This window comes from Paenibacillus sp. J22R160 (assembly GCF_059692135.1).
Genome location: NZ_JCAUAU010000012.1, coordinates 102,676 through 117,066 on the forward strand (window position 1 = coordinate 102,676; position 14,391 = coordinate 117,066).

Below are 14,391 nucleotides of genomic sequence, written 5' to 3' on the forward strand. Positions count from 1 at the left end.
CTTTCTGATGGTATTTTAAAAGAGAGTAAGGTGAGCAATGAAGGTTCAACTTTACGCCGTATGTTTGAATACAGAGTGGAATTGGCATTTTACCATTCACCCTATGACAGACATTCAATATTGGTTCGAGCAATACGCAGCCGACGCCGGCCTCGTACTGTTCGAACCTTTTATTTCGTTTGGGCAAGGTGTGCGGATGCTTCGCAAACTAAAATCTGCAAGTTCGATAAAAGAGTTAAATAATGATGAGAGTATGCTGAGGCAGTTTCGCCAGGCGGCCAAAGAGTGCGGATTGCTTAATAGTAACAAAATGGCAATGAAGAAAATAACGTTTAGGGAGCAAGCGGTATTCTCTAAGATGATTTTAGATCCTAGGATATATACCAAGCTTGTATTAGCTTGCAGCGGTAGAGCGTTGCTTACAGAGGAATTTGAGCAGCTGTTAATGGCAGCTAATTTAGAACTAGGCGCAGGGGAAGCGTGGATGAGCTATCTTCAACTGGCTCATCTTAACGGAGATTTAACGTTAGGGAATGGATTACAAGTAAAAGAGTACCGGGATTGGCGTCGAGCTTTCCAAAAAAGGACTATTTATTACTGTAAACGTTGCGGAAGTGGTGAGGAGCGCTTGTATTGGACAGCTTGTCACTACTGTGGACAAGATTGTCCGTACTGTGAGGAATGCCTAACCATGGGACGGTCAAGATTCTGCTCGCTACTTATAACTGGGGGAACAGCCGAGAACGAGAAGCTAAAACTGGAAAAAGGCAAGCAGTCATTTGAGAATCTCGAAACCTACACCAAACCATGGGGGCTTAGTGAAGCTCAGACAAGAGCATCACTTGAGGGGCTGCGTTTTATTACGGATGAGACGGGTAAGCATACATGTGGACTGCAAGTTCAAGTGCCGCTACGGTTTTTAATTTGGGCGGTTACCGGGGCGGGGAAGACGGAGATGATTTTTCCTTTTATCCATCACACTGTGGCGAGTGGGGGGCGTGCACTTATCTCGACACCGCGTAAAGACGTGGTGCTAGAGCTAGAGCCACGAATTAGGCACGCATTTGCCAACTACAGCGTAGTGTCTTTGTACGGCGGAAGTGAGCAGCGATGGGAACAGGGGCAGATTACTATCGCGACAACGCATCAGCTGCTGCGGTTTCAAGAGGCTTTTGATCTTGTCGTTATCGATGAAATTGATGCATTTCCCTATCACAATAATCCCATGCTTGCTTTTGCAGCAGCAAAAGTCTGCAAGCCGAGCGGTGTTAACATTATGCTCTCGGCTACACCACCCAGAGCGGTTAGACATGCGGCTGAGCGAGGCCGATTGCCGCATGTTCGTGTGCCTGTGCGTTTTCATAGGCATCCATTGCCCGTCCCTCAGTTGGTTTCAGTCCCACCACTGATGAAATCGATTCTATCAGAAGCTTTGCCAAGAGTGTTATACGCCAAGTTAGCTGTCTCTGTGGAGCGAGGCGCCCAGGTGTTTGTTTTTGTTCCCAACATTCAGTTAGTTGAGCCCCTGGTTAATTTGCTAAGAATGAAGTTAAGTAATTACATGGGTGATACCTCTATTTGCGTTGAGGGAACTTCATCCAAGGACATTGCCCGAACTGAAAAGGTTCAACGTTTTCGAAATAGAGAGATTCGCATGCTAGTCACAACAACCATTTTGGAGCGAGGGGTCACAGTGCCCAAGTCTGATGTTTTCATTATGGACGCAGATTCGAAGCTTTTTGATGAAGCAGCACTTGTTCAGATGGCAGGGCGTGCAGGCAGGTCGAAGGATGATCCGGCAGGGAAGGTCTTTTTTGCAGCTAAAGAAATAACGAAATCACAGAAGGAGGCCGTACGACAAATTAAACAAATGAATCGCATCGCTCGCAAACAAGGCTATTTAATAAGGGGGAAATGAATGAGTTATGATTTGAAAGTTTGGATGAAAAAATGGGTAAGCACAACGTATTCTCTATTTAGTTCTCGAAGAGAGATGTGCTTGCTTTGTCAGCAGAATAACGTTCTTCAAGCTGAAGAACTAGGGCTTTGCCATTCGTGTTACAAGCGGATTCCGTGGATTCGTGCTGTGCTTTGCCCAACCTGTGGACGAGCAGAATTATGCTCTGACTGTGGGCGGAGGCAGCATGCGTATTTCTCGAGAAGCCGCAGTGCTGTCAGATATGATGAAACGATGAAGGAGCTGTTGGCACGCTACAAGTATCGTGGGGATGAGCGTTTGAAAACTGTCCTTGGGAAAATGCTTGTTCATTCGTATCACTTATTGCAAAGGGACAGGGCTAAGTCTGATTCCGTGCAAGAACTTATCACCTTTGTGCCTGTGAGTGAGCGTAGAATGCTCGAACGCGGTTTCAATCAAGCGGAGCAGATGGCAATTGAGTTAGGACGAAGAGTGGGATTACCCGTTGTACCGCTGCTTAACCGGTCTAAGCATACAGATAAACAAAGCTTCAAGAAGCGGAGTGAAAGGCTGGATGATTTAGAGCACGTTTTTGAAGCTAGCGAGTCGATCAGTACGTATAAGGAAAGCTCACCAGCAGCTTCGTTCATTATTTATATTGTGGATGATGTGTATACGACAGGTAGTACAATGAATCAATGTGCAAAAGTTCTTGACGAGCATTTCAAAGCCGAAATAGTAGGAATAACGTGGGCGCGTTAGCAGTAGTCACTACCAATCTCTTAAAAATATTATTATGCAAACGCTGTCGAATTGCGGTAAACTGGAATTAATATTAGGTTGCTGGGAATAATAAAAGGGGGCCATACAATGGGCATGAATGTAGCTAATTGTCCACGCTGTGGGAAAGTATTTGTTAAAGGTTTCAATGACGTATGCTCGAATTGCGTTAAAGAAATAGATCAGCAATATGAGCGATGTGTGAAGTACATACGTGAAAATAAAGGGACAAGCATTAACGACGTGAGCGAAGCAACCGAAGTTTCGATCAAACAGATAACTAAATTCATCCGCGAAGGACGAATTTCAATTCTGAATGCGCCAAAAATGTCCTACCCTTGCGAAGTTTGCGGTACATTGATTAGGGATAAAATGATATGCGAGTCTTGCCGAAGTAACTTAGCTAAAGATGTGAGGAATCATACGGAGGATGAGCAACGGAGGAAAGAGTTAAACACGAAAAATAGTAGTGAAAGCTTTAATATCAAAGATCGTTTGAAAGACAGGCGCTAGAAAGATATAAAGTTTCATATGCTGAATGCCGATAATAGTATTAATGATTATCGGTTTTTGTTCATTAAAGAGATAATGAGGTGTAACCTATGAAAATCAATGAAAATCAACGAATTGGAAATATCAACAAATATATACAGAACAATGAAAGTAGAACTGTAAACGGAACGGAAAAGAAAAAAAGAAAAGATGAAGTGCAAATCTCTGCTGAGGCCAAAGAATTGCTCGAAAACACGAACGGACTTGAAAGAAGTGAACACAGAAAACATATTGAAGAGCTAAAGCAGTCCGTTGACGCAGGAACGTATCGAGTCGACGCCCACAAAATCGCAGATAAATTGTACCCTTATTTACGTAGTAACAAGTAGTATATCTTGCAGAGAATAGGTGGTTTCGAGTGTCTATTTCAGCCATTGTGGAAACGATAGAGGAGCTAATTTCCCTTCATGATGCCCTATTGGAGTCTTCCAAGGAAAAAACACCGGTTCTCGTAGACAATCGAGTAGATCGATTAAACCAAATTGTCCTTAAAGAGAGCAAATTGATTAAGAGGATAGAGGAAATCAATCAACTTCGAATTCAATTGATTGGCGAATATTTGTTATCCAGAGGGTATAGACCAGACCCGCGGGTTAAAGTCAGCGATCTGATAAAAGTCATTTTTAAGGCTGAAGAGAAGAAGATCCTAATGGATGTACATGAGATATTGACTAATAAGATTAAGGAATTACAACAAATAAATGAGTTGAATCAGAATCTAATTAAGCATTCTTTATCGTTCGTTGATTATTCTATTAATTTATTGATGAATACACCCGAACAAGATGCTGTATACAGTAATCCTCATCAGCAGTATCAAGCGTCAGCGAGAAGCGGTTGGTTCGATACAAAAGCGTAAAGGAGTGCAATTATGAGATCCACATTTCATTTGCTAGAAACGTCTAAACGTAGTTTATTCACGCAACAGGCAGCTCTAAGCACTACGGGACATAACATAGCTAACGCCAACACGCCGGGCTTCTCTAGGCAAGTTACTAATATGACCGAAAGTATCCCTATTGAGGCTTTTGGTATAAACCGCTCCAATGCGCCTGGTCAGCTTGGAACAGGGGTTGAGGTAACCTCAATTACTAGAATTCGCGAAAAATTTCTGGATGATCAATATCGGAATGAGAATAAGGCATTTGGAAGTTGGAATATCCAGGCTGATACTCTTGAAAAGCTGGAAAAAATCATGAATGAACCTACCGATTCAGGGCTAAGAACCGTTCTGGATAATTTCTGGAAAGCGTGGTCTGACTTAAGTAAAGATCCTGAAAGTGTATCTGGACGTAAGGTTGTTAAAGAGACAGCTGTAGCCCTGGCGGATACATTCAATTTTACAAGTAGTAAACTGAAAGATTTACAAGAAGATTTGACGAATAGTATTGAACTAAAATCTAAAGAAATTAACTCGCTTTCTTCTTCGATTGCAAATTTAAATCTCGAAATCAAAAAGATCGAAAGCTTGGGCGACGATGCTAATGATCTAAGAGATCAGAGGGATTTAATAACGGATAACTTGTCGAAAATAGTGAACGTTCAGGTCGTTGAAACACCGGATGGGTATACCGTTAATATGGGAAATACGAATTTAGTTACTGGTGATGTTACCGTTCCAACTACTTCCGCCACTCTAATGTCCGTTTATTCTTCAGGGGATCTGAATAGCGGTGAGGTACATGGTATTATTGTCTCTAGAGATAAACTTGTAACGGATTATCAAAATCAACTGGACACACTAGCGAATACAATTGCTAACGGAGATATAACGGTTACAATCCCCAAGGGAACAGTTTTGCCCGATAATACCATATTTAATGGTATAACATATACAGGAGCTTCAAGAACGCTTACTAGCGATATAACGGTTACAGTAAAAGGGTTAAATGGTCTGCATCATCTTGGATACACACTTGAGAACCCAGCTAAAACCGGTCTTGATTTCTTTACAGCCAAAGCAGGTTCGACCAAAATAACAGCGGACAGCATACAATTTAATCCTATTATTATTGGAGACACTTCTAAAATAGCCAGTTCTATGAGAACCAGTGGTACTGGTGCGACGGAAACAGTCGTAAAGGGAAATAATACAATGGCTCTATTGATGGGTCAATTGAAGGATACGAATTTTGATTTTAATCCGGCAAATGCCGGAGCCATTTTGGGTTCGGGAACACTTGATGATTTCTTTAGATCCATGGTCAGTCAACTTGGTGTACAAGCTCAAGAGGCATCTCGGCAGCAGAGCAATCAAAAAACGCTAGTAGATCAAGTTGAGAGCCGTAGGCAATCTGTAAGCGGAGTTTCATTGGATGAAGAAATGTCAGATATGATTAAGTTTCAGCATGCTTATTCTGCTGCTGCTCGTGTTATGACCACGTATGACGAAATGTTGAATAAGGTTATTAATGGAATGGGAATAGTTGGTAGATAATCATTGTTTGATTAGGAGGTTATTCAATTGGTTTTAAGAGTAACGCAAGGAATGATACAATCACAGCTTCTTTCTAACATAAGTAATAATGTGAAGCGTATGAGTGAGAGTCAGAATCAACTTTCTACGGGTAAAAAGCTCAATAAGCCTTCCGATGACCCTGTAGGGATTTCTTATGCACTTCGGTATCGCAGTGAAATTTCTATAAATGAGCAGTATCAAAGAAACATCGATGCTGCTAAATCTGCTGTTGATCATACAGACACCGTTCTATCCCAAATAAATGAAGTCATGCAAAGGGCTAAAGAGTTAACGGTCGATGGACTGAATGGAACTAACCCACAATCAGCGCTTGATGCGATTGGCATGGAAATGGGACAATTATATGAAACGGCAGTGAGTCTTGGGAATGACCAATTTAATGGTAAGTATACATTCAACGGGCAATTCACTGATATACAGCCTTATACAGTTACTACAGCAGCATCAGATCAAACGGATGCTACCAAAATCCAATACCAGATTTCAGCAGGTATTACTATTCCGGTAAATCAAGCGGGAAATGTTATATTTGGTGCTGCTGATACAGTTGCTAATCCAAATAATGACAACTTGTTTAAGATTTTAAAGGGTCTGCAGAATGCGTTCTCCCCTCCCCCTCCTGCAACAGCAAATTTGGCTGCAGCAAGAGGATTGATGACAGATTTAACCAATCGTTTTGAAAATTTCCTGGGAGTACAATCTGAGGTAGGCGCACTGGCTAACCGTTTAGATCTCATGGATAACAGACTCAAAGATTTGGACGTGAATTTAACGGAATTGAGTAGTAAAACAGAAGATGCGGATATGGCTGAGACCATAACGAAATTAAAAACGGATGAAAATGTATACCAAGCATCTCTATCAACAGGAGCAAAGATTATTCAACCCAGCTTGATTGACTTCTTAAGATAATAAGGAGATTCGTCTTTGAACATACCTAGATTATCTATCCATCAAACTTATGCAGAGATTGGCATAGAAACGCAGAAAGCCCAACTTTCTATGGAATCCCCACGCGGACAATTAGAAGTTAAGCAAGAGGCAGCATCTGTGGAAATTACTAGTCGCAAGGGAAATTTAAGCGTGGACTCATCTGCAGCGTGGAGCGCACTAGGGAAAGGCGATCACTTGGAATGGATGAATCAAATTTATAGCCAACTGCAATCAGTAGCACTGCAAGCTATCGGTAAGATTGTTGAAGATGGCAACCGAATGGCCATGATCACAAATCCTAGTAACCCATTTGCCGAGATTGGCGCAAACCAAATGAATGAACTAATCCCTGTGCAGTATGTAGGTAAGGCTTCAAATCTCAATGTGAAGCTAAATTATGAAATGAGAAAGCCGGAAATAAATATTACGCCTCATAAAGCAGAAATTCAATACACGCCTCAGAAACCACAGATTAGCGTTACTCCGGGGAATATAAACATTTATGTAAAGCAAAAGAATTCAATTGAAATAAATGTAGGCTCTTATGATTGGTATAAGTAGTTTATCAGCAATAATTTAAGGCAATAGCTAATGCTATTGCCTTAAATTATTCAAAGGAGGATATAGAATGTTTAATTATATAAATGGGAAAACAATTAGCTTTAAAGGTTCAATTCTTGGTTTTAAGGATTCAGATTTATTTGAATTTGAGACAATTGATGAAAAGGGACCGTTTGCTTATTTAAAGAGCATAGAAGAAAAAAGTATCGGTTTTGTAGTGGCTAACCCATTTACTTTTTTCCAGAACTACAGCTTTGAATTGGATGAGAAAGATAAGACGTGGCTGCAAATAAATACACACGAAGAGGTTCTTGCACTAGGGATTATAACTTTAAAGACACCATTTGAGAAATCAACGATGAACTTGGTAGCTCCGCTTGTAATTAACATTAACCATCTATCAGGTAGCCAAATTGTGCATGCACCTTCGAGAGACTTTAGTACCCAAACACCTTTATTTCCAAAATTCAACGAGAAAGGAATTGAGGGTGTAACATGTTAATTCTTACAAGAAAAAATGGTCAGTCTATTCTCATAGGCGAGAATATTGAAGTTTTTATCACTTCAATAGAGGGTGATCAAGTAAAAATAGGCATCAATGCCCCTAACGATACCAGAATTTATCGGAAGGAAGTGTTCGAGGCTATTCAGCAAAGTAATAAAGAAGCGATTACAGAGCTACCAAATATCGAAAATATGAGAAAAATGCTGAATTTTGAGGATGTTTAGGTAAATAAGTATATAACAAATATTGAAACGACAAAAAATTAAAAAAAATAGTGATAAAGAACTAAATTGCTATAAACTTTCTAATCGATTCAGCCGAAATAATATATGTAAGGGCAAAGACCTATACAATCCACATGGATGTGGAATACAAATTCAAGGAGGAATTACAAATGATTATCAATCACAATCTTAACGCAATGAACTCACACCGCAACCTGACGTTTAACAACGCTCAACAAGGCAAGTCCAGTGAAAAATTGTCTTCCGGATACCGCATCAACCGTGCGGCAGACGATGCAGCAGGTCTTTCGATTTCCGAACAAATGCGTTCGCAAATTAAAGGGATGAACCAAGGGATGCGTAACGCTCAAGACGGTATTTCCCTTGTACAAACGGCTGAGGGTGCGATGAACGAAGTTTCTGACATGCTGACGCGCATGAAAGAACTTGCTACTCAAGCGCAAAATAACACTTACAACGCGAACGACCGTGCTGCAATGGATGCTGAATACACATCCTTGAGTACAGCAATCGACTCCATTGCTACAAACACGAAGTTCAACGGAATTACTCTTCTAGATGGTTCGGCTAGTGCAACCTTTACGATTCAAACGGGTGGTGGTGCTGCTGACCAAGTAGTTATGGATTTGTCAGCTATTGATGTGACAACTGCTACTCTAGGTGTTACCAGTGGTGTTGGTACAGCGGCTGCGGCTATTACAGCAAGTGGACAAGTTGATACAGCAATCACTGCGGTTAACACTGCTCGTTCCTCTCTTGGTGCGTACCAAAATCAACTTGAGCACGTCTACAATAACGTTGGTGTAAATGCGGAAAACCTGCAAGCTGCTGAATCCCGTGTTCGCGACACTGACATGGCTGCTGAAATGATGAAATACACAAAATTCAACATCCTGCAACAAGCTTCCACTGCGATGTTGGCACAAGCTAACCAAGCACCACAAGGCGTACTGCAATTGCTTCGTTAATCAAAGAAAAAAAGAGGCCTTCAAATCGAAGGCCTCTTTTTTGTAGATCAAGTTTTTTTATATAAAGCTAATAAATGAGACTTCTTTGTACGATAAATATAGTAAACAATGAATTAATGAGGAGATGAACAGGATGGTTATGCGAATAACGGGTATGTCCTCCGGTATGGATATTGACAGCATGGTTAGTAAGCTAATGCAAGCAGAGAATATGCCGATTGATAATCTTAATAAGCTGAAAACAAAGAATGAATGGCTGCAGGATTCATACCGTGCAATAAACACGGCTATTTATCCATTAAGTGAACAGAGCAAGCAAATACAGTATAACTACAACTGGCCGACAGCATCGGGAACGGATGGTAGTGGAAAGCCTGTCTTCACACAGGCAGATAAAGATGCTATTTACGCAAAAATAAGCAGTTTTGTTACGACTTATAACGACACGAGCGTTGCTTTGAAAACCAAGTTAGATGAGACGGTAGAGCGAAGCTATCAACCACTAACAAGTGAACAAAAGAAGGCAATGAATGATGATGATATTAAAAATTGGGAAATAAAGGCAAAAAAAGGTTCTCTTCGCGGTGACACTATAGTATCCAAAGCATACTTGGACTTCCGTTCCGACGTGACAACTGAGGTCACTGGAATTACGTCGACATATAAATCGCTTGTTGATATTGGAGTCACAACGGGTGCTTTTAACAAGTACGACACTTCAACCGCCGGCAAATTGTACATGGATTCAACTAAATTAAAAGCAGCTATTGATGCCGATCCCCAAGCTGTTATTAATTTGTTCACGGCACACGGTACCGGTACAGATCGTGGTATCGCACAGAGAATCTATGAGGATGCTGGAAATACGATGTCGGAGATTTCAAAAAAGGCTGGTTCGGCAAATGGAGCGTATAATAGCACTTTTACTTCTCTGGGCAAGAAGGACTATGATCTCGCTCAGAAAATTTCAGCAATGACAGAAAAGCTCAACAAGAAAGAAGACCATTTTTATAGAATGTTTAGTGTCATGGAGACTGCAATTGCAAAAGGAAATTCCCAGATGAGCTGGCTACAAAGTCAAATGGGTTAACTATACTGCAATATTATTCTAAGTTTTGCAATTTAGAAGGAGGAAACCCAATGGATATTCAGTCCAAATTCCCCCAGGTTCAATTACCTGCTATAACAAAGGAAGTGTCTGAACCGATCAAAGCAACCGGAGAATATATTGAAATCAAGGGCAAAAGTAAGTCACAAATATTAACAGTTTGGGAGAAGGCTTTACTTGATTCAATTGATAAGGCAAACAAAGCACTTCAAGGCACTCCACATGAGTTTAAGTATAAAATTCACCAATCATCAGGTGAGGTAATCGTACAAGTTTTAAATAAAGATACCCAAGAAATCGTTCGTGAGGTTCCGTCCGAAAAGTTTATCGAACTGGTGGAGAAACTTCAGGAGCTGTCAGTGGGTGCAATCATCGACGAGAAGAGGTGAAGAGGCCCTATGCTTCAAGTACAGAATCAGTATTTAAACACCCGTGTTCAGACGTCCTCCCCAGGAGAATTAACTTTGATGCTTTATAATGGTTGTATTCTCTTTATTAAACAGGGTATTGCTTGTATGGAGAAACAAGATTTTGCAGGGAAACATACAAATTTTTCAAAAGCACAGAACATTATTGAAGAACTTCAATCCACACTAAAAATGGAATATGAAATCTCACACGATTTAAATAGTTTATATACTTTTCTTCAAAGCAAGCTGTTCGAAGCTAATGTCAAGCTTGATTCCGAATCTGCTCAGTATTGTGTCACGATGTTTACAGAATTACGTGATACATGGAACGAGGCGTTGAAGAGCTTGAAAAATGCGGAGAAGGTGAAATAGGTATGAGACATTCGACTCCAATGGAGTGCTTGTTAGAAAACCTGAGAGAAACAACATGTCAAATCTCCCAATTAGATGTAAATGATGAGGCAAACGAAGGTTTGCTTCTTTCTTTGCAGAATGAACAGGTTGAACTGAGGCGAAAAATTGAAGAAATATTGTTGGATGAGAGACGTTCTTTTACTGAAATCGAGAGACAATACCTCAGCGCGTGCTTAGTAATGGAACAAAACAATTTGGAGAAATTTAAGACGATTCAGCAATCTCTGGTTGGACAACTACAACGTATCAACTCTGGTAAAGTCTCACGAGAGCTATATCATTATGAAGAACAGCAGAGTGTTGGCTTTTTCATTGATAAAAATCAGTAATGGAAATATATTGTCGAATATTAAGGTAAATGTTGTAAAAAAACAAGAAATATACTTGCAATAAAATGAATAAGAAAATATAGTAAAATAGTAGATAGGAATTAGTTCCAAAGGTATAGAAAATGAGAATAGATTGGCAAAACTATAGTGATATAGTGACGCAAAGCCATGGGTCTAATCGCTTATTTTAGACGATCAGATCGCCAGGTTGCCCATTTGTTTGGTCATACAAACAATAGCAACTTGCTATTGTTTTTTTGTATACATTATTTCAAATATTATGGAGGAATAATCATGAGACGAATGAAGCAATGGTTAGTTTTAATGTTGACCCTAAGCATGATTTTTAGTGGATTGATACTGAGAACTACGGAAGCGGAAGCAGCAGTCAATGATTATGTTACTGTTACCAAAACTGTTTCTCCTACAACGTTGACTACAGAGGATACGGCAGATGTAACGTTGAATGTCACTGGTACCCCGCCAGTCAATGTAGTTGTGCCGAACGATGTCGTACTTATCATTGACAAGTCAGGAAGTATGGCACCGGGCAACAATAACGGTGAAGATAAAATGACGAATGCAAAGAATGCCGCTAAAGGGTTCGTTGATTTGATGGATTTGACAAAGCACAGGGTGGCAGTTGTCGATTTTTCATCAACAAATATGATCAGTAACATCCCCTTCACAACGGATAAAGAAGTTGCTAAGAATTACATAAATGGAATTCAAGCAAATGGTGCTACAGCGACTGGCGATGCCATTGAGGCAGCTAAGAACTTGTTGGCGGATCATCGTCCTGAAGCGCAGCCGGTTATAGTCATAATGACGGATGGAGACGCCACTCAACCGTCGAACGACCCATACGGCTATGCGAAACAAAAGGCGCAGGATGCGAAGGATGCAGGTATTATTTTCTATTCGATTGCATTGCTTAAATCGAATGATAACCCAGATACAAGTGGACCTAACATACTGCTAAAAGAAATGTCCACAACTTCGGCCCACCATCATTTCGTACTAGGATCGTTAGGGTTAGCTGAAATATATGCCGCCATTGTCAAGGAAATTGGCTTGGCGAGCGCTTATGATGTTACAGTGACGGATATTGTCGATCCAAATTTTGAAATTGTACCGGGGTCTGCTGATAATAACATCCCTCAACCGACCATTACCGGCAATACACTAACATGGGATTTTAATGAATTGAAAAATAGCACTCTTTCGTTCACTTATAAAATTCGTCCGGTAAGCAAAACAAAAACAGGTACTTTCCCGGTTTCAACAGCGAGCTCAGTTATTACTTATAAGGACTATGCAGGTGCAAGCCGATTGAAGTCCATTCCGAGTGTTAGCGTGAAGGTAAAACTTCCGGCTCCGCAAATCACGTCGTTGGACAAGCCTATTGGTCATCCAAATGGCGGAGAAACGGTGGTCATTAATGGCAATCACTTTGTTAGCGGGGCGACCGTCCTTTTCGGAACGATGCCGGGGAATAATGTAGCGTATGTAAGTGACACTAAATTGACAGTAACTGCTCCTGCCGGAGCCCAAGGTGTTGTCAATGTTACCTTATCTAATCCGGATGGTCAACAAGCGTCGGCGCCCTACCAATACAAAGCTGACCCGATTGTTACAACCATAGAGCCGAATAACGGGCCTATTGATGGCGGTACGCTGGTGTTCGTATCAGGTAACTATTTTATAAAAGGAATCACTGCACAGTTTGGTGATCTTCCTGCATCGGTAGTCTATGTTAATCCATCTTATATTAAAGTCACTTCTCCGATAGCAACAACGCCTGGCCCAGTTGATATTACCTTTATAAATCCAGATGAAACAAATGTTGTTGTTCCGGGAGGATTTACGTATAATGCACCTCCAAAGACAGATCCTGAAATTACGACAGTTACACCGAATACCGGTCTTATTACGGGCGGTGACCTAGTCTATATTGTTGGGAAAAACTTCAAATCTGGCATGACCGTATTTGTTGGTGGTAAACAAGCTTCCACTACGTTTATGTCAACAACCAAATTATCAATTATTGTTCCAGTAGGTGATGCCGTAGGTACGGTCGATGTGGCTGTTTCTGATTTGAACAATGCCTTGTTTACTCTACCTGGAGCCTATACCTATACTGCTGTTCAGTATCCGACGCCTACAATATCCTCAATTACACCAAATTCCGGGCTCATTGCAGGTGGTGATTTGGTCTATGTAAGTGGAACAAATTTTGTGAATGGTGTAACACAGGTTACGATTGGCGGTAAACCTGCTGCAACGACTTATATGAGTAAAACTAGTTTGAAAGTGATCGTACCAGCAGGAGATGGTCTGGGATCAGTAGATGTGAAAGTTATCACCGATACGAAAGAAGCTGTTCTCGGCCAAGGATACACATACACAGCACCAGTTATTAAACAAATAACTATTACGACAATTTCTCCTAATACTGGGAAAACAGCAGGCGGGGATCTTGTATATATTAATGGAACGAATTTCATGTCTGGTGCAACAGTGACATTTGGTTCGATTGTTGCAAGCAGCACTTATCTGAGTTCAACGAGAATATCAGCTATTGTGCCGGCTGCTGCTGCTGCAGGGAAAGTTGATGTAACGGTAATGAATTTGGACGGAGGTACTGCCACTGTAACGCAAGGCTACGAGTATACAATTGCTACACCGACCATTACCGTATTGAGCCCGAATCATGCGAACAAAGTGGGTGGAGATCTTATTTACGTAACAGGAACGAACTTTGAAACTGGAGCGAAAGTAACGATCAATGGTGTGAATGCGACAACAACCTTTATGAGTGGTACGAGCTTGAAAGTAATTGTTCCGGCCAGCCCAACAATAGGAGTCGTACCTCTAGTCTTAACGTTGTTGAATGGTCAAACAGCATCGACAAACTTCACATATGATAATGGACCAGTTCTTCCTGCGCCGACCATTACAAGTATGTCACCCAATAGCGGTACCGTTGGTTCGCTGATTTATGTTAATGGCGCCAACTATTCAAGTGCTTCGAAAGTATACGTCAATGGCATTCAGGCTACAACAGTTTACATGAGCGCAACTCGAGTAAAGTTCTATGTACCTACTGGTGCCGGTGCCGTTAACATCACTGTCGTCAATGCAGACGGACAAACAAGTAATGTGTTCTCGTTTACGATTCTTTAAATA

The 14,391-nt window shown here is 40.9% G+C and carries 16 protein-coding genes and 1 riboswitch; all 16 genes read left to right on the top strand.

Annotated elements, in window-relative coordinates; translation table 11 throughout:
- Positions 1-37 precede the first annotated feature (37 nt).
- The 16 genes from AC58UW_RS21850 (at position 38) to AC58UW_RS21925 (ending at position 14,388) form a co-directional block, all read left to right on the top strand.
- Entirely contained in the window at positions 38-1,918 is a 1,881-nt protein-coding gene (locus AC58UW_RS21850) for an ATP-dependent helicase ComFA (protein WP_497422712.1), read from the top strand.
- Complete coding sequence (locus AC58UW_RS21855) at positions 1,919-2,680, top strand: ComFC family protein (protein ID WP_497422713.1); 762 nt, start codon at positions 1,919-1,921, stop codon at positions 2,678-2,680.
- Positions 2,681-2,794: 114 nt separating this feature from the next.
- Complete coding sequence (locus tag AC58UW_RS21860) at positions 2,795-3,211, top strand: TIGR03826 family flagellar region protein (RefSeq protein WP_497422767.1); 417 nt, start codon at positions 2,795-2,797, stop codon at positions 3,209-3,211.
- 89 nt (positions 3,212-3,300) lie between these two features.
- Positions 3,301-3,579 carry a flagellar biosynthesis anti-sigma factor FlgM gene (gene flgM, locus AC58UW_RS21865; protein WP_497422714.1) on the top strand — a complete coding sequence of 93 codons (279 nt, stop codon included), beginning with the start codon at positions 3,301-3,303 and terminating at the stop codon, positions 3,577-3,579.
- A 29-nt stretch (positions 3,580-3,608) separates the two neighbouring features.
- A complete protein-coding gene (locus tag AC58UW_RS21870) occupies positions 3,609-4,109 on the top strand; it encodes a flagellar protein FlgN (RefSeq protein ID WP_497422715.1) in 501 nt (166 codons plus the stop codon).
- A 12-nt stretch (positions 4,110-4,121) separates the two neighbouring features.
- A complete protein-coding gene (gene flgK / locus AC58UW_RS21875) occupies positions 4,122-5,687 on the top strand; it encodes a flagellar hook-associated protein FlgK (RefSeq protein WP_497422716.1) in 1,566 nt (521 codons plus the stop codon).
- 27 nt (positions 5,688-5,714) lie between these two features.
- Entirely contained in the window at positions 5,715-6,641 is a 927-nt protein-coding gene (gene flgL / locus AC58UW_RS21880) for a flagellar hook-associated protein FlgL (protein ID WP_497422717.1), read from the top strand.
- 15 nt (positions 6,642-6,656) lie between these two features.
- Positions 6,657-7,223, top strand: coding sequence for a DUF6470 family protein (locus tag AC58UW_RS21885; RefSeq protein ID WP_497422718.1), 567 nt, complete (start codon positions 6,657-6,659; stop codon positions 7,221-7,223).
- A 67-nt stretch (positions 7,224-7,290) separates the two neighbouring features.
- Complete coding sequence (fliW, locus tag AC58UW_RS21890; RefSeq protein WP_497422719.1) at positions 7,291-7,725, top strand: flagellar assembly protein FliW; 435 nt, start codon at positions 7,291-7,293, stop codon at positions 7,723-7,725.
- Complete coding sequence (gene csrA / locus AC58UW_RS21895; protein WP_497422720.1) at positions 7,719-7,952, top strand: carbon storage regulator CsrA; 234 nt, start codon at positions 7,719-7,721, stop codon at positions 7,950-7,952. The genes fliW and csrA overlap by 7 nt, the downstream gene beginning before the upstream one ends.
- Positions 7,953-8,122: 170 nt before the next feature.
- Entirely contained in the window at positions 8,123-8,941 is an 819-nt protein-coding gene (locus tag AC58UW_RS21900; RefSeq protein WP_497422721.1) for a flagellin N-terminal helical domain-containing protein, read from the top strand.
- A gap of 133 nt (positions 8,942-9,074) precedes the next feature.
- Positions 9,075-10,031, top strand: coding sequence for a flagellar filament capping protein FliD (fliD, locus tag AC58UW_RS21905; protein WP_497422722.1), 957 nt, complete (start codon positions 9,075-9,077; stop codon positions 10,029-10,031).
- Positions 10,032-10,081: 50 nt separating this feature from the next.
- Positions 10,082-10,438 carry a flagellar protein FlaG gene (locus tag AC58UW_RS21910; protein WP_497422723.1) on the top strand — a complete coding sequence of 119 codons (357 nt, stop codon included), beginning with the start codon at positions 10,082-10,084 and terminating at the stop codon, positions 10,436-10,438.
- A gap of 9 nt (positions 10,439-10,447) precedes the next feature.
- The gene (fliS, locus tag AC58UW_RS21915; protein WP_497422724.1) at positions 10,448-10,831 is read left to right on the top strand and encodes a flagellar export chaperone FliS; all 384 of its coding nucleotides are present in this window, start codon (positions 10,448-10,450) and stop codon (positions 10,829-10,831) included.
- Complete coding sequence (locus tag AC58UW_RS21920; RefSeq protein ID WP_497422725.1) at positions 10,783-11,202, top strand: hypothetical protein; 420 nt, start codon at positions 10,783-10,785, stop codon at positions 11,200-11,202. Before fliS ends, AC58UW_RS21920 begins: the two co-directional genes overlap by 49 nt.
- A 125-nt stretch (positions 11,203-11,327) precedes the next feature.
- Positions 11,328-11,418, top strand: a riboswitch (cyclic di-GMP riboswitch).
- Positions 11,419-11,496: 78 nt separating this feature from the next.
- Entirely contained in the window at positions 11,497-14,388 is a 2,892-nt protein-coding gene (locus AC58UW_RS21925) for a choice-of-anchor Z repeating domain-containing protein (RefSeq protein ID WP_497422726.1), read from the top strand.
- Positions 14,389-14,391: the final 3 nt, after the last annotated feature.

Excerpts from the sequence above, each read along its gene's own strand:
- flgK (WP_497422716.1), top strand. The coding sequence starts at position 4,122 with ATGAGATCCACATTTCATTTGCTAGAAACGTCTAAACGTAGTTTATTC.
- csrA (WP_497422720.1), top strand. The coding sequence starts at position 7,719 with ATGTTAATTCTTACAAGAAAAAATGGTCAGTCTATTCTCATAGGCGAG.
- AC58UW_RS21925 (WP_497422726.1), top strand. The coding sequence starts at position 11,497 with ATGAGACGAATGAAGCAATGGTTAGTTTTAATGTTGACCCTAAGCATG.
- fliW (WP_497422719.1), top strand. The coding sequence starts at position 7,291 with ATGTTTAATTATATAAATGGGAAAACAATTAGCTTTAAAGGTTCAATT.
- AC58UW_RS21900 (WP_497422721.1), top strand. The coding sequence starts at position 8,123 with ATGATTATCAATCACAATCTTAACGCAATGAACTCACACCGCAACCTG.
- AC58UW_RS21920 (WP_497422725.1), top strand. The coding sequence starts at position 10,783 with ATGGAACGAGGCGTTGAAGAGCTTGAAAAATGCGGAGAAGGTGAAATA.
- AC58UW_RS21855 (WP_497422713.1), top strand. The coding sequence starts at position 1,919 with ATGAGTTATGATTTGAAAGTTTGGATGAAAAAATGGGTAAGCACAACG.
- fliD (WP_497422722.1), top strand. The coding sequence starts at position 9,075 with ATGGTTATGCGAATAACGGGTATGTCCTCCGGTATGGATATTGACAGC.
- flgM (WP_497422714.1), top strand. The coding sequence starts at position 3,301 with ATGAAAATCAATGAAAATCAACGAATTGGAAATATCAACAAATATATA.
- fliS (WP_497422724.1), top strand. The coding sequence starts at position 10,448 with ATGCTTCAAGTACAGAATCAGTATTTAAACACCCGTGTTCAGACGTCC.
- AC58UW_RS21850 (WP_497422712.1), top strand. The coding sequence starts at position 38 with ATGAAGGTTCAACTTTACGCCGTATGTTTGAATACAGAGTGGAATTGG.
- AC58UW_RS21860 (WP_497422767.1), top strand. The coding sequence starts at position 2,795 with ATGAATGTAGCTAATTGTCCACGCTGTGGGAAAGTATTTGTTAAAGGT.
- AC58UW_RS21910 (WP_497422723.1), top strand. The coding sequence starts at position 10,082 with ATGGATATTCAGTCCAAATTCCCCCAGGTTCAATTACCTGCTATAACA.